Genomic DNA, 22,110 nt, shown 5'->3' on the forward strand with positions numbered 1-22,110 from the left:
CGCGGGTATCGGGCGGCAGGGGTGGCCACGCAGGCTAGCCGACGTTCGTTAGCCGGACATTAATTCGTTGCCCGAAAACGGCGAACTGGGGTTTCGCACTTGTTCCTCGGCGTATCAAGTCATGTGCTGCCCGGCCCGTTTATCGGCATATGCGTGGCGCCTATAGTGGGTTCCACGCGAACGGCGCACCGCGCCGATGCAGCAGGAACCCGAGGAAAAAGGAGCCACCATGTCCGTCGAAACAAAACTGGCCGCCCGCGGCCTGACGTTGCCGCCGCCCCCGCAGCCGCTGGGCAGCTATACCGCCGTCAGCCGCGCGGGCGATCTGCTGTTCATCTCCGGGCAGTTGCCGCTGCAGGACGGCAGGGTCGTATGGCAGGGTCAGGTCGGCCGTGACCTGACCGTGGCCGAGGGCAAGCAGGCCGCCCAGCTGGCGGCGTTGAACGTGCTGGCGCAGATCCGCGCGCATCTGGGTGGGTTCGAGCGCCTTGACCATATCGTGCGGGTCGAAGGATTCGTGACCAGCGCCCCGGGCATGCTGGACCAGCCCGCGGTGGTGGACGGCGCCTCGGACCTATTCGCCGATGTGCTCGGCGACAAGGCCGGCCATGCCCGCGCGGTCTATGCGCAGGCCCAGCAGCCGGCCAATGCGGCGGTGATCCTCGTGGTCATCGCGCAGGTCAGGTAGCGCGTCAACCAGCTTCTCTACCCTCATCGCCCACTGATCCCCGCACAGGCGGGCGCACCCTATCCGAATGGATGAGGTGAATAAGCATCAGGCAGAGGCGGCCAAGCCTCTTGTACAGCAGCCAGGAGGCGGCGCAACGGATACGATCAGGCATCGTTCCGACATCGTCCCGAGACACCGCCATGACGCTCTCCGAGGTTGCCCGCTCGCTGTTCATCGAAACCAGCCGCCGCTATCTGCTGGCCGGCCTGCACGGCAGTATGGCCGCTTCAATGCGTCCGGTGCCGGACATCGAGCGTCATCCTGGTGCCGGGCACGGTCAGGATGCCGCCCGTCCCTCTGCGTTGCGCCAGCAGCGACAGCGGGTGGCCGGTCATTAACGCTCCGCCGCGCACCGGACTACAGGGCGACCGGCGCGTCGAACCGGCCGCCGTGCCACTGCCTTGCCAGGCAGAGGCTGGCCGACCGCGCACCTGGCGGCCCGCTGCCTACCAGCGCTCCATATACGGCCGCAGATCCAGCTCGAATGTCCATGCGTCGCGCGGCTGGGTGTGCAGATACCAGTAGTTCTCGGCGATGTGGTCCGGGTCCAGGATGCCGTCCTGTTCCTTGAGCGCGTAGCGTTCCGGGAACGTATCACGGATGAAGGCGGTGTCGATCGCACCATCGACCACCACGTGGGCCACGTGGATGTTGCGCGGGCCCAGTTCGCGCGCCATGCTCTGGGCCAGCGCCCGCAGCGCGTGCTTGGCGCCGGCGAACGCCGCAAAGTTCGCGGCCCCGCGCAGCGCCGCCGTGGCCCCAGTGAACAGGATGGTGCCGCGTCCGCGCGCCACCATCCGGCGCGCGGCGGCCTGTCCGTTGAGGAAGCCGCTGAAGCACGCCATTTCCCAGATCTTGAAGTACTTGCGCGGCGTTTCTTCGAGGATGCTGCTGGGGACGTTGGCGCCGATATTGAACACCAGTACCTCGATGGGGCCGTGCTCGGATTCGATCTGCTCGAACAGCTGCGCCACGTCGTCTTCCTTGCGGGCGTCGCTGCTGTAGCCGAACGCCTGGCCGCCGTCGGCACGGATGCCATCGACCAGCGGCTGCAGCTTGTCGGCCGTGCGCCGGGTTACGCAGGCGATATAGCCTTCGCGCGCAAAGCGACGGGCGATGGCACCGCCGGTGGCGTCGCCGGCGCCAATGACCAGGGCAACCCTGGGATGGGCCTGGGCGGGGTCTGCAGCGGACGTAGTGGTCATGCTGTCTCCTGTTGTGCTGGCTAGTGTAGTGGTTGTCGTGCTACCGCGCTTGCCGGGCCGTGGTGTCAGTGGGCATCGGCGGACGGCGCCTTGGGCGGCATCACCTTGCGCATCAGCGGCACCAGCGGTATCGCCACCGCAAAGCACACCAGGATCACCATGAAGGCATCGGCATACGTCAGCGTATGGGCCTCGCGCATGGTCAGTGCCCAGAGCTGCCGGATGGCGGCGGCGTTGCCGTCGCCCACCTCGTTGCTCAGCGTGGCCAGGCGCGCGGTGGACTGGCCCAGGAATTCGGTCATGGCTTCGTTGCGGATGTTGAGATGCTCGGCCAGCCGCAGGAAGTGCAGGTTGGTGCGGTCGTTCAGGACCGTCGCGCAGGCGGCGATGCCGATGGCGCCGCCAAGGTTGCGCATCAGGTTGAACAGGCCCGACGCCAGCTTCAGCCGCGCGGGCGGCAGCGCGCCCAGCGTCAACGTTACCGTGGGCGCCACGGCAAACTGCTGCCCCATGCCGCGCATGGCCTGCGGAAGCAACAGCTCGGCACTGCCCCAGTCATGCGTGATCGGCGCGAAGCTCCACATCGACAGCGCGAACAGCGCCAGCCCGAACATCAGCAGCCAGCGCAGGTCCACGCGGTTCGCCAGGAAGGCGTAGAGCGGGATCGACATCACCTGGAACAGGCCCGTGGAAAAGATCGCCAGGCCGGTCTGCAGCGCGCTGTAGCCGCGCACCTGGCCCAGGAACAGCGGTGTCAGGTAGATGGTGGCGAAGATGCCGATCCCCGTGACGAACGAGAAGAAGCAGCCCAGCGCGAAATTGGGGTCTTTCAGCGCGCGCAGGTCCACCACGGGATTGGCGAACGTCAGTGACCGCCACAGGAAGCCGATGCCGGCGATGCCCGAGATCCAGGCCGTGGTCAGGATGGTCTGGTCGCCAAACCAGTCCCAGCGCGGCCCTTCCTCGAGCGTGTATTCCAGGCAGCCCAGGAACAGCGCCAGCATCACGATGCCGGGGTAGTCCGCGCCCTTGAGCAGCGACCAGTCCGGATGATCGATCTTGACCAGCATCGGCACCACCACCGTGACGAAGATGCCTGGCACCAGGTTGATGAAGAACAGCCAGTGCCACGAAAAATTGTCGGTGATCCAGCCACCCACCGTCGGCCCCAGTGTGGGTGCCAGCGACGCCAGCCCGCCGATGATGGCGGCGGCCGCCACGCGCTGGCGCCCGGCGAAGAACGCAAACGCCGTGGTGAAGACCATCGGAATCATCGAGCCGCCCAGAAAGCCCTGCGCGGCGCGAAACGCGATCATGCTCTGGATGTTCCAGGCGATGCCGCACAGCAGGCTGGTCAGCGTGAAGCCGGCGGCGGACGCGGCGAACAGCCAGCGCGTGGACATGACCCGCGACAACCATCCGGACAGCGGAATGACGATGATTTCGGCAATCAGGTAGGCGGTCTGTACCCAGACGGTCTCGTCGGTGCCCGCCGACAGGCCGCCGCCAATGTCGCGCAGCGACGCCGAAACAATCTGGATGTCGAGCAGCGCGATGAACATGCCCACGCACATCGTGCCGAAGGCCAGCACGCGGGTGGCCATCGGCAGGTCGGCCGGCGACGGCAGCGCGGGCGGCGCGGCATGCCTGGAAGCGGCGGCTGCGCTGGCTGGCGCCGCAGGGCTGGTGGAAGCGGCTGTATTCATGACTTGCTCGGTGCCTGGTCCTGATGCTGATCCTGGGCCTGCGCAGCTGCCGGCGCCCGCTCTGCATGGGTATCGATCTCGGCCACCACCGACAGGCCGGGGCGCAACAGGCCGAGTCGCGCGTCGGCATCGTCCAGCACGATGCGCACGGGCACGCGCTGCACGATCTTGGTGAAGTTGCCGGTGGCGTTTTCGGGGGGCAGTACGCTGAACTGGGCGCCCGTGGCCGGTGCCAAGCTTGCCACGCGGCCATGGAATACCTTGCCGGGCATCACGTCGGCCACGATGGTGGCGCGCATGCCGGGCTTCATGTGCGCCAGCTGCCCCTCCTTGAAGTTGGCATCGATCCACAGGCCTCGCGCAGGCACGATCGACAGCAACTGCCCGCCGCTCGGCGCATAGGCGCCCACGCGCGCGCGGCGATTCCCCACCGTGCCGTCCACCGGCGCGCGCAGTTCGGTGTAGCCCAGGTTCAGGCGCGCCAGGTCGCGTTCGGCAATGGCCTGTGCCAGCGCCGCCTCGGCCTGCTGCCGCTGCGTGGCGATGACGTCGAGCTGCCGGCGGGCTGCCTCCGCGCTGGCCTTTGCCTTCTGGCCGTTGGCGACCGACTGCTTGAAATCGGCATCGGCCTTCTGTGAACTCTGGATCGATACAGCGGACTTGGCCACGAGGCTTGCGTAGCGCGCCTGATCGTCGCGGGCCCGGACGGTTTCGGCGTCGGTGGCGGCCACGTTGGCGCGGGCTTCGGCGATGACGGCGTCCTGCAGCCTGGCGCGGGCGTCCAGGTTGGCGATCAGGGCCTGCTCGGATGCCACGGCACCTTCGGCCTTGGCCACCGCAGCCCGGTAGTCGCGATTGTCGATGCGGGCCAGCAGGTCGCCCGCGTGCACCGCCTGGTTGTCGGTCACCAGCACCTCGGTCAGGTACCCAGGCACCTTGGCCGCGATCAGCGTCACGTCGCCGCCCACGTAGGCGTCGTCGGTCTCCTGCACGAAGCGGGCGTCGGTCCACCAGTGATAGCCGTAGCCCGCGGCCACCAGTGCAACCAGCGCGCCGCCGGTGCGGATCAGCAAGGGCTTTCTGCCAGGCCGGGCCTTGGTCGGGGTGGCATCGTCGGCCGCGCGGTCGGCGGTTGGGGTGCTGCTGGTCATGAAAGGCTCCGTACTGAAAGCGCACCTGCGGCAGGCGCGAGAGGGGGGGTATCGATGGGATCCGCCGGCATGGCCTCGGCCTGTGCCGTGGCCGAACGCTCGAGGCGTGCCCGCAGAGCCGGGCTGGCCGCCGGACCGGGGGCGATGTAGTGATCGGTTTCGGTGATGCGCTGGCCGGTGTCGGCATCGACCAGTGCAATGCGCACCGCGCGGCCGGTCTGGCGCTCCACCAATTGCACGGTGTCGGCCTGGTCCGCGAAGTGGCGCGTGCCCCAGTCCATCAGCATCAGCAGCACGGGCCGGAAGTCGCGGCCGCGGGCGGTCAGCACGTAGTCGTCCCGCGGCGGATGCGCGCTGTAGGGACGGCGTGCCAGCAGGCCTTCGTCAACCAGCTTGTTCAGACGCCGCGTCAGCATGTTGGGCGCGATGCCCAGGCGCTTCTGGAAATCGTCGAAACGGGTGGCGCCGTAGAACGCCTCGCGCAGGATCAGTACGGACCACGTGTCGCCAACCCGCTCCACGGCGCGGGCCGTGGGGCAGGCCGATTCCTTGTGTGACTTTCTCTGCATCGTCGTCACCTCCTGAAAAAACCTGTTGCTATCAAGATGAAAGTTAGTCTAGGCTAGTAACTATCATCGTGCAAGTATCATTTGCACGAGGGCCACGGAAAGGAATGCGAAATGACGAAACAGGTACAAGGCGGGCGGGTTCGATGGACGGCGACACTGGCGGCATCGGTGGCGGCGATGTTCGCGTTGGCCGGTTGCGCGGCGGTCGGGCCCGACTATCGCGCCCCGGCGGTGGACACCCCGCAGACGTATGGGCACGCGGCGGAAGTCGGACCCGTCAACGATGCGCGCCAGCCGGTGTCACTGGACACCTGGTGGAACGGTTTCAATGACCCGGTGCTGACCACCATCGTCCAGCGCGTGCTGGACCAGAACCTGGACATGGCGGCGTCCTTGGCCCGCGTGGAGCAGGCCCGCGCCGCCGCCAGTTTTGCCGGGGCCGAACTGCTCCCGCAGGGCAGCGCCTATGCCGATGTCGGCAAGCAGCGCCAGTCACTGGAAAGCCCGCTGGGCAAGATCGGCAGCAAATTCCCGGGCTACACGCGCGGGCAGACGCTGTATTCGGTGGGGGCGGCGGCTAGTTGGGAAATCGATCTGGCTGGCGGACTGCGACGCGGCGCCGAGGCCGCCAACGCCGAACTGCAGGCGGCCGAAGCGAACCACCTGGGCGTGCGCGTACTGGTTGCGGCCGAGGCCGCCGACGCCTACTTCCGCGTGCGCGCCGCACAGAGCCGCATCGCCATTGCGGAGCAACAGGTCACCACCAACCAGCGCCTGCTGGACCTCGTGCGGCTGCGGCTGGCCGATGGCATCGGCGCGGAGCGCGAGCAGGCGCAGGCCGAAGCGCAGCTGGCGCAGACGCGCGTCACCATCCCGCCGCTGCGCATCGAACTGGAAACGCAGTTGAACCGGCTCGATGTGCTGATGGGCGCGCAGCCGGGCACCTACGCAGCGGAACTGCGCGGTTCGCAGAGCGCGCTGACGGTACCGCAGGTGGCGCTGGCGCAGGGCCCGGCCAACCTGCTGCAGCGCCGCCCCGACGTGATCGCGGCCGAGCGCCGGCTGGCGGCATCGAATGCGCGCATCGGCGTGGCCACGGCCGAGTACTACCCGAAGGTGTCGCTGTCGGCGCTGCTTGGGTTCGAAAGCCTGTCGGCCAGCAAGCTGTTCACGGCGCAGGCGTTCCAGCCGGCCGCCACGGCGGGTTTGCGCTGGCGCCTGTTCGATTTCGGGCGTGTCGATGCCGAAGTGGCCGGCGCAAGGGGCGCCTACGCCGAGGCGCTGGCCAACTATCGGCAGGCGATGCTGCAGGCCACGGCCGATGTCGAGAACGCGCTGGTGTCGCTGACCCAGCTTGACGCCCAGCGGCTGGAGCTGGACAAGGAAGTAGGCGCCCATGAGCGCGCCCGCAATGCGTCCGAGGACGCCTACAAGGGTGGCGCCGTCAGTCTGTTCGAGGTACTTGACGAGGACCGCCAGCTGCTGGCCGCACGCGACCAGCAGGCCAAGGTGCGGGCCGACAACGCCCGCGCGGCCGTGTCGGCGTTCCGGGCGCTGGGCGGCGGGTGGTCCTGAAGCGCGCGGGAATCCTGTCAGACCGGATCGGCTCAGCGGACGGACCCCCGGCGTCCGGCGTCACGACGCGCTGCCATTGTCCGTACGGCGCTTCGACGGCGCGGTCAATGACGCCCACACCTGCCGGAACGTGGCGCGCAGCGTGCCGCCGGCATCGGTATCGCCGTGCAGCATGGCCGAAATGTAGGCGCGCGCCTGCTTGGCGGAGATATGCGGCGGCAGCGGCGGGACGTCCGGGTCTGTCACCATTTCGAGCACGGTCGGCACGTTGGCGGCCAGCGCCTGGTCCAGCGCGGGGCCGATCGCGTCGGGATTGTCCACGCGGATGCCTTGCAGGCCCAGCATCTGCGCAAAGGCCGCGTAGCCAAAGACCGGCAGATCCTGTGACGCCGCGAATTTCGGATCGCCTTCCATCACGCGCTGTTCCCAGGTCACCTGGTTCAGGTCGCCGTTGTTCAGCACGATGATGGTCAGTGAGCCCCCGGTCCACCGCTTCCAGTCCCGCGAGATGGTGATGAGCGCGCTGATGCCGTTCATCTGCATGGCGCCATCGCCCACCATGGCAATCACCGCGCGTTCCGGATGCGCGTAGCGCGCCGCGATGGCATATGGCACGGCCGGCCCCATGGTGGCCAGCCCGCCGCTGAGCGATGCCATCATGCCGCGCCGGATCTTCAGGTCGCGGGCATACCAGTTGGCCGCCGATCCGGAATCGCAGGTCAGGATGCAGTTGTCGGGCAATCGCCGGGACAGCTCCATGAACACGCGTTGCGGATTGATCGGATTGGCCTCGGCGGCGGCGCGCTGTTCCAGCACCTGCCACCACTCGGCCACGTTTTTCTCGACTTCCTGCTGCCATTCGAGCGGCTTCTGCTCCAGCATGGGCAGCAGCGCGCGCAGTGTGGCGGCGCTGTCGCCTTCGAGGCAGATTTCCATCGGATAGCGCAGGTTCAGCATGCGGCCATCGATATCGATCTGCACGCCGCGCGCCTTGCCTTCCGCCGGCAGGAATTCCGAATAAGGGAACGCGGAGCCCACCATCAGCAGCGTGTCGCAGCCGTTCATCAGCTCCCAGCTTGGCTTGGTGCCCAGCAGGCCGATAGAGCCGGTGACAAAGGGCAGGTCGTCGGGCACGGCGGCCTTGCCCAGCAATGCCTTGGCCACGCCGGCGCCCAGCCGGCGCGCCACCGCGATGACTTCATCGGTTGCGTTCAAGGCACCCGCGCCCACCAGCATCGCGACCTTGCTGCCCGCGTTCAGCACATCGGCCGCACGGCGCAGATCCGGCTCCTGAGGGGCCTGGGCCCGCGCCGTGTAGCCGATGCCCGTGTGCACCGTGCCGTGTTCGCGCGGCGGTTCCGGTACGGCAGGCAGATTCTGCACGTCATTGGGAATGATGATGCACGTCACGGTGCGGCGTTCGATGGCGATGCGCACGGCGCGATCCACCAGGTGCCGCATCTGCGCCGGGTCCACGGCCATGGCCACGAAGTCGCGCGCAACGTCCTTCATCAGCGTGGTCAGATCCACTTCCTGCTGGTAGTCGCCGCCCAGTGCGGCGCGCTTTTGCTGGCCCACGATGGCTACCACCGGCTGGTGGTCCATCCGCGCGTCGTACATGCCATTGAGCAGGTGAATTGCGCCGGGCCCCGACGTCGCCAGGCACACGCCCGGCTCGCCCGTGAACTTGGCATGGGCGCACGCCATGAACGCGGCCAGTTCCTCATGGCGCGCCTGGATGAACTCGGGATCGTTGTCGGCGCGGCCAAAGGCGCCCATCAACCCATTGATACCGTCTCCGGGATAACCGAACACCCGCCGGACGCCCCATTCCCGCAGGCGCTTGAGTACAAAGTCCGAAACCGTCATCGACATCGCCAGCTCCCATCAATTTGGCATCGCCATGCATCAGGCGTGCCGGTGGCAAGCCCGCGGCGAAGACGCCCCCGGCGGAGCGCCTTGCAAGGCAAGCGCAACGGCCGTTATCGCGTAGAAAATGCCCGCGCCGGTAAGGATTGCACGTCGCCCCGGCTAGCGGCCGCCCGGTGCTGCCGGCGTCTGCCATACGGCAGGCAGGTGGGGACGGCTGGCGTAGTCGCCGTGCATCAGCACGAACAGTATTGTCAGGATCGCGAGCGGTACCACCGCCGCGAGCCGCAGCACCGTCGCCGCGCGTGCCAGGTGCATGAAGGCGCCGGCAATCAGCAAGGCCTTGACGGCCGCAATAGCGAGGTTGATGGATGCGTTCCACGGTCCCAGGTCAAGGAAGGCGGTGCCCACGGTGATGGCCAGCAGCAGCACCAGTAGCAGCCATACGCCGAGCAGGCGCCGCGTGGCGGTGGTCATGCCGCGCTCCTGCCGGGGAGATAGAGGATGGGAAACAGGAACAGCCAGATCACGTCGACAAAGTGCCAGTACAGGCCGACGATCTCCAGGCGCGCCATGTTGGCCGACGCGTGGCGTCCGGCGCGAATCGCCATGGCGAAGCCCAGCACCAGCGCGATCCCGATGCAGAGATGCACGGCGTGCAGCCCCGTCATCGCGTAGTAAAGCAGCCGGAACATCTGTCCAGCGTGGCCGCCCGCGCTGGCCGCGTTGCCGGGAACGAAGCCCGAGGCGATGTCCTTCGCATACTCGACGCCCTTGATGCCCAGGAAGATCGCGCCCAGTGCCACAACGGCCCATAGCAGGCGCACGGCACCCCGACGATTGCCGGCCTCCGCCGCCGCGACGGCCAGCGCCATGCACAGGCTGCTGGTCATCAGCACGGCGGTGTTGGCCGTGCCCAGCCACAGATCGGTGCGGCGCGCCGCCAGCGTCAGCCCGGCGGCGTCCGTGAAGCGGACGAAGTAGTACCCGGCGAACAGCGGGCCGAAGAACATCAGCTCGGTGCCCAGGAAGATCCAGACCCCCAGGCGCGCGGCAATGCGCTGCTGGCCGCCGCTGTCGAACTGGAACGGGGGCGTGCTCATTGCGGCGACTCCTGCCCCGTGACGGGATCGTAGGCATAGGCGTCGCGCCGGACCCGGGGTGGCTGGGAAAAGTTGCGCGTGGGCGGCGGTGAAGGCGTCTGCCACTCCAGGCCCGTGGCGTGCCACGGATTCGCCGGCGCGCGCCCGGCCCGGAACAGCGAGTGCACCAGGTACACCATCGGCATCAGGTAACCGATGGCCAGGATCGACCCGCCCGCCGAAGACAGGATGTTCAATACCTGGAATTCCGGCGGATAGGCGTGATAGCGGCGCGGCATGCCCTCGAAGCCCAGCAGGAATTGCGGGAAGAACGTCAGGTTGAAGCCCACGAAGATCACCACGGCCGCGATGCGGGCCCACGTTTCGGGGTAGAGGCGGCCGGTGATCTTGGGCCACCAGAAATGCACCCCGCCCAGATAGGCCATGACCGCGCCGCCCACCATGATGTAGTGAAAGTGGGCGATGACGAAGTAGGTGTCGGTCAGGTGCACGTCCAGCGCCAGCGCGGCCAGCACCAGCCCGGTGAGCCCGCCGATGGTGAACAGCCCGACAAAGCCCAGCGCGTACAGCATCGGTGCCGTCAGGCGGATGCGGCCCTTGTAGAGCGTGGCGGTCCAGTTGAACACCTTGATGGCCGACGGTATGGCCACCAGAAAGCTCAGCAGCGAGAACGTCACGCTTGCCTGATACGACTGTCCGCTCACGAACATGTGGTGGCCCCAGACCAGAAAGCCCAGGCTGGCGATGCCGACGATGGCCCATGCCATGGCGCGATAGCCGAAGACGGGCCGGCGCGCAAAGCACGGGATGATCTCGCTGGCCACGCCCATCGCCGGCAGGATCATGATGTACACGGCCGGATGCGAATAGAACCAGAACAGGTGCTGGAACAGCAGCGGGTCGCCACCCAGTGCCGGGTCGAAGATGCCGATTTGCGCCAGGCGCTCCAGCGCCACCAGGCACAGCGTCATGGCCAGTACCGGCGTGGCCAGCACCAGGATGAGGCTGGTGCCGTAGCTGGCCCAGACGAACAGCGGCAGGCGCATCCAGGTCATGCCGGGTGCGCGCAGCGTGTGCGTGGTGACGATGATGTTCAGGCCGGTGAGGATCGACGAGAAGCCGGTGACGAACACCCCCGCCAGCGTCAGTACCACGTGGCTGTTCGAGAACATCGTCGAGAAAGGCGTGTAGAACGTCCAGCCCGTATCGACGCCGCCCGCGACCATCGCGCCCAGCGTCAGCGTGCCGCCGGCCACGTACAGGTACCAGCTGGCCAGGTTCAGCCGGGGAAACGCCATGTCGCGCGCGCCGATCATCAGCGGCACCAGAAAGTTGCCGAGCACCGATGGAATCGACGGGATCAGGAACAGCCAGATCATGATCACGCCGTGCGCGGTAAACAGCCGGTTGTAGGTGTCGGCGGCCATCAGGTCGCCCTGCGGCGTGACCAGTTCCAGCCGGATCAGCGTGGCCGCCGCGCCGCCGACAAAGAAAAACAGCGTGATCGCCACCATGTACAGCCAGGCGATGCGCTTGTGGTCGGTCGATCCCAGCCAGGAGCCCAGCGTGGTGCCTTCGTCCAGGTAACTGGCCTCGCGGGCGACGTCGGTGTCTTCAGCGGTCTCGGGTGGCATGGGGGGCTCCCGTCGTGGTGCCGGTGGCGCGCAGATAGGCGATGATCGCAAGGATGTCTTCCTCGTCCACCTGCCCCTGGTAGGTTGGCATGATCGGCGCATAGCCGGCTACGACGTCCTTGCGCGGGTCCAGCATCGCATCGCGTACATAGGCGGCGTCGGCGGTGACGGTGCGGCCGTCCTGCAGCGTCACTGTCCGGCCGATCAGCCCGTCCAGGGGCGGCGCGTGCACCGTGCTGCCCGCGTCGTGGCAGGCGGCACACCCGAGCCGCTGGAACAGTGCGCGGCCGCGTGCGGCGATGGTCTCGGGGCCGGTGCCGGCGTCCAGCCATTGGGCGAACGCGGCAGGCGGCATCACGACGATGCGGCCCTGCATGGCGGCGTGGTCGGTGCCGCAATACTCGGCGCAGAAGAGCCGGTATTCGCCGGGCCGGGTGGCCGTGAAGCGCAGCGTCGTATAACGGCCGGGCACCACGTCCTGCTTGATGCGGAATGCCGGCACGTAGAAGCTGTGGATCACATCCTGCGAGGTCATCGTCAGTTCCACGGCCTGCCCCAGCGGCACGTGCAGCTCGTTGATCTCGCGCTTGCCGTTGGCGTGTTCGAGCTTCCACATCCATTGCCGCGCCACCACGGTAACGGGCACCGCGCCTGCGGTTTCGCGGGCCAGCAGCGTGTAGTCAAACGCGCCCCAGGCGAAGATGCCCAGGAAGATCAGCAGTGGCGTGACCGTCCAGGCAATCTCCAGCGACGTGCTGGACACCGGCGGGTCGTGGCGGTCGGCCTGGCGGCGCTCGCGATAGCGGATCACGAACCCGGCCATCACGGACAGCACGGCCAGTGCCACCGCGCAGAGCAGCGCGGTGAGCGACAGCATCAGGGTGTCGTAGCGGCCGGCCGCCAGCGAGGCGCTGTCCGGCAGCAGCTGGAAGGTGCCGTTCATGATGGATGCCCGCGCCGCATGCCTGCCTGCCATAGCCAGCCGATGCCCAACGCGGCGAAGGCTGCCACGAAGAGGATCCGGATGCCATCGAGGATGGTCATCGTATAGCGGCCGGTATGAGGATCGAAATGAACGCAGCGCATCAGCAACTGCTGCGCCGGGGAGCCCACCCGGCCGGCCGCCGCCTGCTCGATCGCGGTGCGTAGCGCTGCGGCATCGAACCGCACCCCACTGAAGGCCCGGGCGATCCGGCCATCGGGCGTCAACACGACCAGGCCGGCCGGATGGGCGATCTGGTCTGCATCGGGCAACGGTGACGCGCGCATGCCGATGGCGCGCATCAGGGCGGCGACGGCCCCGGCATCGCCCGTCAGCATGTGCAGATCGCCGCCTGTGGCGGCCAGCAGGGCGGCATAGTGGGGCTTCTTTGCGGCAGCCATCGCCACGGTCTCGCGGCTGTCGATGCTGACGGCGGCCACGCGCCAGGCATCTTGCGGCAAGTGCGCCTGGGCCAACGATTCGAGTACGCCGTCCATCACGGTGCTGCACAGGTTGGGGCAGCGGTAGTAGCCGGGCACCAGCACCAGCGGCCGGCCCATCGACAGGTCCTGCAGCCGCACCGGCCGTCCCGCTTCGTCCCGGAATTGCAGATCCGCCGGGAGCTGCCTGCCGGGGACGGGTGCAAACGCCATGTCAGGCGCCGCGGGCAGGGCCAGGGGTGCGGCCTTTGCGGACAGGACCAGCCACGCGGCGAGCGCCAGCGCTGCGGTGCGCGCGTTCATGGCGCGGCCTCCGTGCGGTCGCCGGCCATCAGCGCCATGGCACGTGATACCGGGATGCGGGCAATGCCGGCGTGTTTGTCGATCCAGCCCCAGCCGTTGAGCGCGGCGAGCTTTTCGGTCTCGTAGCGCGCACGTTCCGGCTGGGGGGCGCTTTCGGACAGCGGCAGGGCTGCCGGCGACGCGGCGGCAGGCGCAGACGGCACGGGCATCCCCAGCGATCCGGACGCGTTGAGCTGGCGCGCGCAAAGCCAGCCGACGGTTGCCGCCAGCGCAACGGCAACGGCAAGCGCGGCAGCCCCGAGCGCCACGGCGCGCAGGCTGACGTTGCGGGCCTGGCGTGCGCGACTCATGTATGGCCTCCCGTGGAAGGCAGCACCAGCCAGCAGGCCTCCACCGCGTGCATGACGAGCACGATGGCGGCCACCGTCGCCAGCATCGGCGGCGAGCGTTTCACGCGCCGCGACAGCAGGGCCAGCATCGGCAGTGCGAAGTGGCCCAGGGCCAGCACCCAGGCCATCAGCGGCCAGACGCCCGCCCGGCGCACCAGATACCAGCCGATTTCGTGCGGCAGGTCTTCGGCCCAGATGATCAGGTACTGGGTAAAGGCCAGGTAGGCCCAGGTGATGACGGCGGTCATCAGCAGGTTGCCGAGGTCCAGCAGCACGGGCGGCGGTGCGCCGCGCCGCGCGGCCAGCCATGTGCCGAGCGCCAGGCCGGCGCACGCCTGGCCCGTTGCCAGCAGCAGGCCGAACACGCTGGAGTACCAGAGCGGCATCAGCGACATGATCCAGTCAACCGCCGCGATGCTGACCGTCAGCCCGTAGGCGATCAGGGCCGCCGCCGCAAACCGTGGCGAGCGCGCGTGACGGCCGGACTGGCTCATCGTGGCAAGGATGACCCAGACGGCCAGCACTGCCACGCCGCGTATCACGAAGCCGGTTCGGCTCAGCCATAGCGACTTGAACGCGGCACTGTGGGCGGGAATATCGGGCGCCCAGCGTTGCGCCCCACGGGCGGCATCGGCGGCCCAGGGATAGAGCGCACCGACGCCGGCCAGGATCGGCACGAACAGCAGCGCCAGCAGCCAGGTATGACGCGCCATGCCCAGCAGCGGCGCGCGCAGCGGCTCGCCCCACGCGCCGCCGGTCAGGTCATGGATCCAGACAATGGCCAGGCCGCCCATCACCACGCCGATGCAGCACCACCAGGCGGTCAGGTACAGGGCCAGCAGCGAGGCGACGGCGTGCGCGCTCATGGCTGGCCTCCGCCCGGCGCGGTGGCATCGAGCTGCCGCAGGTCGTCGGCCGTCAGGCGCCCGGCGGGTGCGTGCTGGCTCAGCTGCAAGGCGCGCAGATAGGCCACGACGGCCCAGCGGTCCGCCGGCGGCAACTGCGCGGCGTAGGCGGCCATCTGCCCGGTGCCGTGGCTGATGACGTCGTACAGCAGCGTATCGGGTGCGGCGCGCAACGCATCGGTGTGGAACGATGGCGGATGGGGAAAGCCGCGACGTACCACCAAACCGTCGCCGTCCCCGGTAGGGCTGTGGCAGGGCATGCAGTAGATCGCGTAGCGGGACTGACCGCGCTGCAGCTGTTGCAGCGTCAGGGGCGGGCGTGACGCGCTGGCCGCCTCGTCGTGGCTTCGGCCGGTGGAGGTGGCGGCGAACGGGCCGCCAGGCGCGGGCACCGTGTTGTCGGGCAGCGGACGGGCGGAGGTACCGTCACCGAATCGGTCGCTGCGCGCAAATGGCTTGTACTTCGGCTGGTCGTACATGTCCTGGCGCGCGCGCTCGCACCCGGCGGGCATCGCCAGCGTGCAGGTCGCGCACAGCAGGAAAAGGCAGCGCCGCAGCACGGAAGTCATGCCGGCACCTCCGTCACATCGGTTACCTGGAGGGCGTGGGTGGCGGCCAGCATGCGTCGGGCCGCGTCGGCATCTTCGGTGCCGGATCGCACGCACAGGAAGAACCGATGCCGCGACGCCTGTTCGAAATCGGCGGCATCGAACAGCGGGTGCCGCAGACGGGGCAAACGGTTGGCCACCAGCATGCCGACGACCGTTGCCAGCGCCGCGCCCAGGATCGTCAGCGAGAACGTTACCGGCACGAACATCTGCCAGCTTCCGGTAGGGCGGCCGCCAACATTGATGGGATAGTCGATCACCGCCGCGTACCACTGCAGCAGGAAGCCGCCGAGGCCGCCCGCCAGGCCGCCCAGCAGTGCCAGCAGCGGCATGCGGTCAGTGGCCATGCCGATGGCGTCGGCCAGCTGCTCCACGGGATAGGGCGTGAACGCTTCGAGATCGGTGAAGCCGGCGGCGCGCGCATGGCGGGCCGCGGCCAGCAAGGCTCCGCCGGTGCGGTATTCGGCCAGTACGCCGTAGAGGCTCATGTCTGCTCCTTCGCGCTGGTGTGCACGAGTTCGCGCATCTCCGCAATGGAGATCACCGGCAGGCAGCGGATAAACACCAGGAACAGCCACGCGAACATGGCGATGGAGCCGGCCAGCATGATCCAGTCCCACACGGTCGGATAGAACATGCCCCACGACGAGGGGAGGAAGTCGCGATGCAGGCTCGATACGACGATCATGAACCGTTCCATCCACATGCCCGAATTGATGACCAGGCTCAGCGCGAACAGCGCCAGCGGGCTGTGCCGCACGCGCCGCCACCAGAGGCACTGCGGCGCCAGCACATTGCAGGCCATCATTGCCCAGTACACGCCCGCGTAGGGGCCGCCCCAGCGATTGCGCACCACGAAGATCTCGTACGGATCGCCGCTGTAGAAGGCGGTGAAGATCTCGCTGGCGTAGCCATAGGCGACGATCACGCTCATCGTGAGCATGATCTTGGCCGCATTGGCCAGGTGGCGGCTGGTGATGAAATCCTGCAGGCCGTAGGCGTGCCGCAGCGGAATGGCGATGGTCAGCACCATGGCGAAGCCCGAGAACAGTGCGCCCGCCACGAAGTACGGCGGGAAGATGGTGGAGTGGTAGCCCGGGGTGTTGCCGATCGCGAAATCAAGCGACACGATGGAGTGCACGGCGATGACCAGTGGCGTGGCCAGCCCCGCCAGCAGCTTGTAGGCGCTTTCGTGGCGCGCCCAGTGCCGCGCGTCGCCGCGCCAACCCAGCGACAGCAAACCATAGGTTTGCGCCACCCGCCGGCGCCCGCGCAGGCACGCGCGGTCGCGCAGCGTGGCCAGGTCGGGGATCAGCCCGACATACCAGAACAGCAGCGACACGATCAGGTAGGTGCCGATGGCGAACAGATCCCACACCAGCGGGCTGCGCCATTGCGGCCAGACGTTCATCACGTTGGGGTAGGGCACCAGCCAGTAGAAGAACCACGGACGTCCCAGGTGCAGGATCGGGAACAGGCCGGCGATGGCGGCGGCGAACAATGTCATGGCTTCGGCGAACCGGTTCACCGACGTGCGCCACTGCTGCCTGAGCAGCAGCAGGAACGCCGAGATGAAGGTGCCGGCATGGCCGATCCCGATCCACCAGACGAAGTTGCCGATGGCGAAGCCCCACGCCACGGGAATATCGACTCCCCAGATGCCCACGCCCCGGGCGAACAGCCAGGCGGTGGCGCCCATGAAGACGAGCATGCCGGCAAACGTCAGCAGGAAGGCGCCCAGCCAGGGCAGTTGCACCGGCCGTTCCAGTACCAGGCCGGCGATCTTGTCCGACACGCTGGCGTAGCCCCAGCCCTGCCGCAGCACGCCGATGTCCTTGGAAACGGGAGGCGTATCCGATGGGTCGGCCATGGCTAGGCAAGGTCCTCGTCGGGATTGGTGACCAGCGCGGCATAGCTGGTGCGGGGCCGCGTGTTCAGTTCGGCCAGCAGGTCGTAGTTGCGCGGCGACTGCTTGAGCTGGCTGACCTGGCTCTGCGGATCGGCGAGATTGCCGAACGCGATGGCCTGCGTCGGGCAGCTGGCCTGGCAGGCGGTGACCACATCGCCATCGCGCAGCGGCTGGCCGAGCTTTTCCGCCTCGATGCGGGCGCGCGTGATGCGCTGCAGGCAATACGTGCATTTCTCCATCACGCCCCGGTGGCGCACCGTCACTTCGGGGTTGTAGGCCGGCGGCGGCCGGTCGTCGCCCTGATTGCTGTACTGCAGGAAGTTGAAGCGCCGCACCTTGTACGGGCAGTTGTTGGAACAGAAACGCGTGCCGACGCAGCGGTTGTAGACCTGCACGTTGAGGCCGGCGCTGTCGTGGACCGTGGCGCCGACCGGGCAGACCAGCTCGCACGGCGCGTCTTCGCAGTGCATGCACGGCACGGGCTGGAACACCGTGCGTACCGGGTGGCCTTCGGTGTCGTGCCCGTCGTCGTAGCGATCGACGCGTATCCAGTGCAACACGCGCCCACGCGCCACCTCGGTCTTGCCCACCACCGGAATGTTGTTTTCGGCCTGACAGGCGATGGTGCAGGCATTGCAGCCGATGCAGGCGTTCAGGTCGACCGTCATGCCCCAGCGTTCGTTGGGGTAGGGCCAGCGCGGGTAAAGCGATTCGGCGGCCTCCGGTGCATGGCCCTGCGCGAAATGCGGATGGCGGCGGTATTCGGCGGCAGTGGCAGCCGGGGCTACGTCGCGCCCCGCCATCGAGGTCTGCGTCTGCACCACCGCGAACGCATGGGTGGCACCCGTTGCTTCGATGGTGATGGCGTGCGGCCCGGCGGACGTGCGTAGCGCATAGGCGTCGAAGCCCACGCCGTTGCCGACGCGCCCGGCATGGCGACGTCCATAGCCCAGCGGCAGCGTGACGACACCTTCGGCCTGATGCGGCATCACCCACACCGGTGCCTCGACCGGCCGGCCGTGGCCCTCCGTGCGGCGAATCCGCACGATGTCCCCGGTGGCCAGATGGTGCGTCCGGGCCGTGAGCGGGCCGATCAGCGCGGCGTTGTCCCAGGTATGCCGCGTCAGCGCGCGCGGCAGTTCCTGCAGCCAGGCGTTGTTGGCCAGTTCTCCGGCATCGGTGGCGGGGTCTGGTGTAAAGCGGGCGACCAGCGCAGGCGCGGTGAATGGCGGCGGCTCGATGGGGCGGTGCAAGTCGGGCTGCACGGCCGGGGCTGCCGTTTCGGGGATCACGCCGGTGCGCAGGGCCAGCTGCCAGAAGTCATCGAAGCCGGATGACTGACGCGCCTGCCAGTGCGCGCGTACAAGCGCATGACCGGAAGCCGGCTGGTCGCCGGTGGCGGCGGACAGCAGTTCATGTGCCGAGCGTCCGCCGTTGAGCGGCGCAATCAGCGGCTGCACGATCGATATGGTGCCGTCCCAGGCATGGGCATCGCTCCACCGTTCCAGATCGTGCGCCAGCGGGATATGCCAGGTAGTCAGGCGTGCCGTTTCGTCGCGGTACAGGCCCAGGTGGGCCGACCATGGCACGTTGCCGAGCGCGGCACGGAAATCCACGTCGCAAGGCGCGTCATAGGCCGGGTTGGCGTCGATGACCAGCAGCGCCGATACCTGCCCGTCCTGCATGGCCCGGGTCAGTGCGGCCAGCGAATGGCTATCGCCACGGGGTCGTCTTGGCGATCGGGCGACCGTGCGTACGGCCTTGCCAAGATTGCCCAGCCGCGCGTTGATGCGCCAGATCAGCGCCTGCGTCGGCGGCGCGAGGCTGTCGCCCGGCACCAGCAACGACTGACCCGGCGGCGCATCGGCCAGGCGCCGGGCCAGCACATCGAGCCAGCGGCGTGCCATGGCGGTGTCGGGGGCGGGTGTGTCTGCCGCCGCTTCGGGCATGCCCAGCCTGCGCGCGAGCGACCACGCCAGTCGTTCGATGTCATGCGGTGGCAGTGCCAGACGGTTGTCGGCGATCTCGCCGGTCAGCGTGGGCGACGATTCGATCGCATAGAGGCGGCGCGCCAGAGCGGGTGCCACGCCGCGGCGGTCGGCCATCAGGTCGCGTGCCTGCCGTACGGCGCCGGGCCCGTGGCCAAGCAGATCGGCATCGAACGTCAGCACGAGCCGGGCTGGCGTGGTATCGATGACCGGGTCCACGGCGTCGCCAAAGGCCAGATCGATCGCCGGGGTGCCGTCCTGGACCGGATCATGGGCGTGCCACGCGGCCTTCGGATACCGTTCCAGCCAGCGCGCGATCTGTGCCGCCAGCGTAGGCGAGCCGACATTGCCGGTCAGCAGGCGCAGCCCTTGGCCATCGCTGTCCCGCCACTGCGTGCGCTGGACAGCCAGAGCCGCGTCGAAGGCCTGCCAGGTCGACATGGCGGCGCCGCGACAAGGTGCCTGACTGCGGTCGGGGTCCCATAGCTGGAGCACGGCGGCCTGGTCGAACGGATGCGTGGCGCCCAGGCTGGCAGGGTGGCGCGGATTGCCCTCGATCTTGGTCGGGCGGCCCATGTTGCTTTCGACCAGGACGCCGGTGCCATAACCATGGCGGGTCAGCGCGGTGGCGTAGAACAGCGGCCGGCCCGGCACCATGCCCTCGGGCATGTGGACGTAGGGGACGATGGTCTCCTTGGGCGGCCCGCTGCAGGCGCTGCCGGCCAGCGCGGCCGAGGCGGCCATCACGCGCAGGAAGTTGCGCCGGGCGCGGCTGTCGGGGGCGTCGGTGTGCACGGGAGCATCGGCGGCTTCGTGCGCAGGGACGATCGGAATCACGGGCCGGTGCGTCATCGATGACAGGTAGAACAATCGGTGAGGCGTCGCGTGTCCTGCAGGTGATACATCTTCTGCAGCAGGGCCATTTCGTCGGGCGCCAGCGGCGGGCGCTCGCGCATCGCGAAGATGTCGGCCGGCGCGTGCAGGTGGCGGGCGGGGTCGCGGTGGCATGCCAGACACCACTGCATGTCAAGCGGCGCCACCCGGCGGGTCAGCGGCATCTGGTCCACCCGCCCGTGGCACTCCTGGCAGGCCACGCCCTTGGCAACGTGGATGCTGTGGTCGAAATACACGAAATCGGGCAGGTCATGCACGCGCGTCCACGCCAGTGGGCGGTTGTCGCGAAGGCTGGCATGCAGCGGGGCCAGCATCGGCGCGTCGCGAAACAGCACGCTGTGGCAGGTCAGGCATACGCTGGTGGCCGGCATGCCGGCAAAGGCCGACGTCTCCACGGACGCATGGCAGTAGCGGCAGTCGATGCCATCGTCGGAGACGTGATGCTTGTGGCTGAACGGTATGGGCTGCGCAACGGGATCCTGCATCTCGATCTGTGGGGCCATGGACCAGCGGGCCACCCCGAGGGCGACGGCGACAAGAACCAGCACGCCAAGGGCCAGCAGCTTGAGAACAAGGACTTCCGCACGTGTGAAGGCCTGCGCCATGACGTGTTTTTCTTACTGGCGAAACATCTCGACGCTGCAATTGGGATGCCAGGCGCAGGCTTGCATGGCACCGCCGGGCAGGCGGACGCGCCACCGGGCGGGCTGCAGGCCGCGTGTGTAGCTCTTACACAGGCGCCCTGCAATTGCCCGGCCCAGGGAGGCCGGATGCGCCTGCGAGTTCTCGCAGGACATGTGGACAGCACGTATCGGCCAGACTATCCGGTAGGCGGGGGTAAGATACCGGGGCCGGACATCCTTCAGGAGACACAGCATGAGCAGCAAGAACACGATCTGTTTGTGGTTCGAGCGGGACGCGCTGGACGCGGCCACCTTTTACGCGCAGCACATCCCCGACAGCAAGGTCGGCGCGATGATGCGGGCGCCCGGCGACTATCCCGACGGAAAGCTCGGGGACGTCCTGACCGTCGAGTTCACGGTGGCCGGCATTCCCTGCGTCGGGCTGAACGGCGGCCCGCACTTCAAGCACAGCGAGGCGTTCTCGTTCCAGATCGCCACCGACGACCAGGCCGAGACCGACCGCCTGTGGAGCGCGATCGTCGATAACGGCGGGAAGGAGAGCGAATGCGGCTGGTGCAAGGACCGCTGGGGGATTTCGTGGCAGATCACCCCGCGTGTGCTGCTGGCCGGGATCTCCGACCCCGACCGCGCGGCGGCCAAGCGCGTCTTCGACGCCATGATGACGATGCGCAAGATCGACATTGCCGCCATCGAGGCGGCGCGGCGGGGTTGATTGCCGCTGGTGACGAATAGGCCGCAAACGATCCTGCAACCCGGAGCGAGCATGCCGATGCCGACATGTGTGCCAGCGCGGACGGCGCTGGTGGTCATGCATTATCAGACGGACATCCTGAACCTGTTTCCGGACGTCGCGCCCACCTTGCTGGCCAACACGCGGCGGCTCTGCGACGCGGCCCGGGCGCGGGGCGTCGCCGTCTACTTTGCGAAGATCCACTTCGCGCCCGGTTATCCGGAGATCAGTCCGCTGAACCGTAACGGTCAGGGTATCCGGCAACTGGGCCTTTTCGTGGAAGACCGGATATCGCCGGAACTGGGCCGCCAGCCCGATGAGCCCCTCATCGTTGCGCATCGGGCCAGCGTGTTCTTCGGCACCGATCTGCAGGTGCGGCTGTCGGCCCAGGGCATCGATACGTTGGTCATGGTGGGGATTGCCTCGACCGGCGTGATGCTGTCGTCGGTTGCGTACGCCAGCGACGCGGACTACCGGCTGCTGACCGTCAAGGATTGCTGCTACGACCCGGACCCGGTTGTCCACGATCACCTGTTTGCCACGGCGTTCGCGTCGCGCACGGCGGTGCTGTCGCTGGCCGATGCCTTGTCCTGGCTAGGCTGACTGGTCTACCGCAGACCGGACGGTCAGAACCCGAGGTGGACCGATACCGCCGGCGTGGCCTTGTAGACGCGCAGGAACGTCTGATTTGCCATGTCGCGCGAGACGCCGAAACAGACCCCATTTCGCAAAATTCCCCGAAATATTTGCGGGCGGCGGCCGGACGCGGCCGTGGG

The 22,110-nt window shown here is 68.1% G+C and carries 22 protein-coding genes; 5 read left to right on the forward strand and 17 right to left on the reverse strand.

Translation table 11 applies throughout. The annotated features are described in order from the left end of the window. Positions 1-229 precede the first annotated feature (229 nt). Together BLQ58_RS11400 and BLQ58_RS11405 are read left to right on the forward strand one after the other, a co-directional pair. On the forward strand, positions 230-688 hold the full coding sequence (locus tag BLQ58_RS11400) for a RidA family protein (RefSeq protein ID WP_092597852.1): 459 nt from the start codon (positions 230-232) through the stop codon (positions 686-688). A 182-nt stretch (positions 689-870) separates the two neighbouring features. Next, positions 871-1,068: a hypothetical protein gene (locus BLQ58_RS11405; protein WP_092597855.1), complete on the forward strand. Its 198-nt coding sequence runs from the start codon at positions 871-873 to the stop codon at positions 1,066-1,068. Positions 1,069-1,176: 108 nt separating this feature from the next. Here the strand turns inward: BLQ58_RS11405 and BLQ58_RS11410 are convergent, their stop codons facing one another. From BLQ58_RS11410 to BLQ58_RS11425, 4 genes are all read right to left on the reverse strand, one after another. Beyond that, positions 1,177-1,935, reverse strand: coding sequence for an SDR family oxidoreductase (locus BLQ58_RS11410; RefSeq protein WP_092597858.1), 759 nt, complete (start codon positions 1,933-1,935; stop codon positions 1,177-1,179). A gap of 65 nt (positions 1,936-2,000) precedes the next feature. Continuing rightward, positions 2,001-3,641, reverse strand: coding sequence for a DHA2 family efflux MFS transporter permease subunit (locus BLQ58_RS11415; protein WP_092597861.1), 1,641 nt, complete (start codon positions 3,639-3,641; stop codon positions 2,001-2,003). After that, on the reverse strand, positions 3,638-4,792 hold the full coding sequence (locus BLQ58_RS11420; protein ID WP_092597864.1) for an HlyD family secretion protein: 1,155 nt from the start codon (positions 4,790-4,792) through the stop codon (positions 3,638-3,640). Before BLQ58_RS11420 ends, BLQ58_RS11415 begins: the two co-directional genes overlap by 4 nt. Then, a complete protein-coding gene (locus tag BLQ58_RS11425; RefSeq protein WP_092597867.1) occupies positions 4,789-5,361 on the reverse strand; it encodes a winged helix-turn-helix transcriptional regulator in 573 nt (190 codons plus the stop codon). The genes BLQ58_RS11420 and BLQ58_RS11425 overlap by 4 nt, the downstream gene beginning before the upstream one ends. 177 nt (positions 5,362-5,538) lie before the next feature. Here BLQ58_RS11425 and BLQ58_RS11430 point away from each other — a divergent pair, with 177 nt between their 5' ends. Continuing rightward, positions 5,539-6,936 carry an efflux transporter outer membrane subunit gene (locus BLQ58_RS11430; RefSeq protein WP_254775914.1) on the forward strand — a complete coding sequence of 466 codons (1,398 nt, stop codon included), beginning with the start codon at positions 5,539-5,541 and terminating at the stop codon, positions 6,934-6,936. A 60-nt stretch (positions 6,937-6,996) separates the two neighbouring features. On the opposite strand, the gene BLQ58_RS11435 is transcribed toward BLQ58_RS11430, so the two are convergent. The 13 genes from BLQ58_RS11435 to BLQ58_RS11495 all read right to left on the reverse strand — a co-directional run bounded on the left by BLQ58_RS11435 (position 6,997) and on the right by BLQ58_RS11495 (position 20,565). After that, positions 6,997-8,811, reverse strand: coding sequence for a thiamine pyrophosphate-requiring protein (locus BLQ58_RS11435; protein ID WP_092597873.1), 1,815 nt, complete (start codon positions 8,809-8,811; stop codon positions 6,997-6,999). Between the two features lie 156 nt (positions 8,812-8,967). After that, on the reverse strand, positions 8,968-9,282 hold the full coding sequence (locus tag BLQ58_RS11440) for a cytochrome C oxidase subunit IV family protein (protein WP_092597876.1): 315 nt from the start codon (positions 9,280-9,282) through the stop codon (positions 8,968-8,970). Then, positions 9,279-9,908, reverse strand: a complete 630-nt coding sequence (locus BLQ58_RS11445) for a cytochrome c oxidase subunit 3 (RefSeq protein WP_092597879.1) — start codon at positions 9,906-9,908, stop codon at positions 9,279-9,281. The genes BLQ58_RS11440 and BLQ58_RS11445 overlap by 4 nt, the downstream gene beginning before the upstream one ends. Next, positions 9,905-11,542 carry a cytochrome c oxidase subunit I gene (ctaD, locus tag BLQ58_RS11450; protein ID WP_092597882.1) on the reverse strand — a complete coding sequence of 546 codons (1,638 nt, stop codon included), beginning with the start codon at positions 11,540-11,542 and terminating at the stop codon, positions 9,905-9,907. Before ctaD ends, BLQ58_RS11445 begins: the two co-directional genes overlap by 4 nt. Continuing rightward, complete coding sequence (gene coxB / locus BLQ58_RS11455) at positions 11,523-12,485, reverse strand: cytochrome c oxidase subunit II (RefSeq protein ID WP_092597885.1); 963 nt, start codon at positions 12,483-12,485, stop codon at positions 11,523-11,525. Before coxB ends, ctaD begins: the two co-directional genes overlap by 20 nt. After that, entirely contained in the window at positions 12,482-13,267 is a 786-nt protein-coding gene (locus tag BLQ58_RS11460) for an SCO family protein (protein WP_092597888.1), read from the reverse strand. The genes coxB and BLQ58_RS11460 overlap by 4 nt, the downstream gene beginning before the upstream one ends. Continuing rightward, on the reverse strand, positions 13,264-13,617 hold the full coding sequence (locus BLQ58_RS11465; protein ID WP_092597892.1) for a hypothetical protein: 354 nt from the start codon (positions 13,615-13,617) through the stop codon (positions 13,264-13,266). The genes BLQ58_RS11460 and BLQ58_RS11465 overlap by 4 nt, the downstream gene beginning before the upstream one ends. After that, positions 13,614-14,522 carry a hypothetical protein gene (locus BLQ58_RS11470; protein WP_092597895.1) on the reverse strand — a complete coding sequence of 303 codons (909 nt, stop codon included), beginning with the start codon at positions 14,520-14,522 and terminating at the stop codon, positions 13,614-13,616. Before BLQ58_RS11470 ends, BLQ58_RS11465 begins: the two co-directional genes overlap by 4 nt. Then, a complete protein-coding gene (locus BLQ58_RS11475; RefSeq protein ID WP_254775905.1) occupies positions 14,519-15,130 on the reverse strand; it encodes a c-type cytochrome in 612 nt (203 codons plus the stop codon). Before BLQ58_RS11475 ends, BLQ58_RS11470 begins: the two co-directional genes overlap by 4 nt. Then, positions 15,127-15,657 (reverse strand): DUF3341 domain-containing protein, encoded by a 531-nt coding sequence (locus BLQ58_RS11480; protein WP_092597898.1) that lies wholly within the window; start codon positions 15,655-15,657, stop codon positions 15,127-15,129. The genes BLQ58_RS11475 and BLQ58_RS11480 overlap by 4 nt, the downstream gene beginning before the upstream one ends. Continuing rightward, complete coding sequence (gene nrfD, locus BLQ58_RS11485; protein WP_092597901.1) at positions 15,654-17,039, reverse strand: NrfD/PsrC family molybdoenzyme membrane anchor subunit; 1,386 nt, start codon at positions 17,037-17,039, stop codon at positions 15,654-15,656. The genes BLQ58_RS11480 and nrfD overlap by 4 nt, the downstream gene beginning before the upstream one ends. Before the next feature lie 2 nt (positions 17,040-17,041). Then, positions 17,042-19,918: a 4Fe-4S dicluster domain-containing protein gene (locus BLQ58_RS11490; RefSeq protein ID WP_092597904.1), complete on the reverse strand. Its 2,877-nt coding sequence runs from the start codon at positions 19,916-19,918 to the stop codon at positions 17,042-17,044. Then, positions 19,915-20,565 carry a cytochrome c3 family protein gene (locus BLQ58_RS11495; RefSeq protein ID WP_092597907.1) on the reverse strand — a complete coding sequence of 217 codons (651 nt, stop codon included), beginning with the start codon at positions 20,563-20,565 and terminating at the stop codon, positions 19,915-19,917. The genes BLQ58_RS11490 and BLQ58_RS11495 overlap by 4 nt, the downstream gene beginning before the upstream one ends. Before the next feature lie 271 nt (positions 20,566-20,836). Here BLQ58_RS11495 and BLQ58_RS11500 point away from each other — a divergent pair, with 271 nt between their 5' ends. Next, positions 20,837-21,316 carry a VOC family protein gene (locus BLQ58_RS11500; RefSeq protein ID WP_092597910.1) on the forward strand — a complete coding sequence of 160 codons (480 nt, stop codon included), beginning with the start codon at positions 20,837-20,839 and terminating at the stop codon, positions 21,314-21,316. A gap of 51 nt (positions 21,317-21,367) precedes the next feature. After that, positions 21,368-21,937, forward strand: coding sequence for a cysteine hydrolase family protein (locus BLQ58_RS11505; RefSeq protein ID WP_092597913.1), 570 nt, complete (start codon positions 21,368-21,370; stop codon positions 21,935-21,937). Positions 21,938-22,110: the final 173 nt, after the last annotated feature.

Source organism: Ralstonia sp. 25mfcol4.1, assembly GCF_900104095.1.
GTDB lineage: Bacteria > Pseudomonadota > Gammaproteobacteria > Burkholderiales > Burkholderiaceae > Cupriavidus.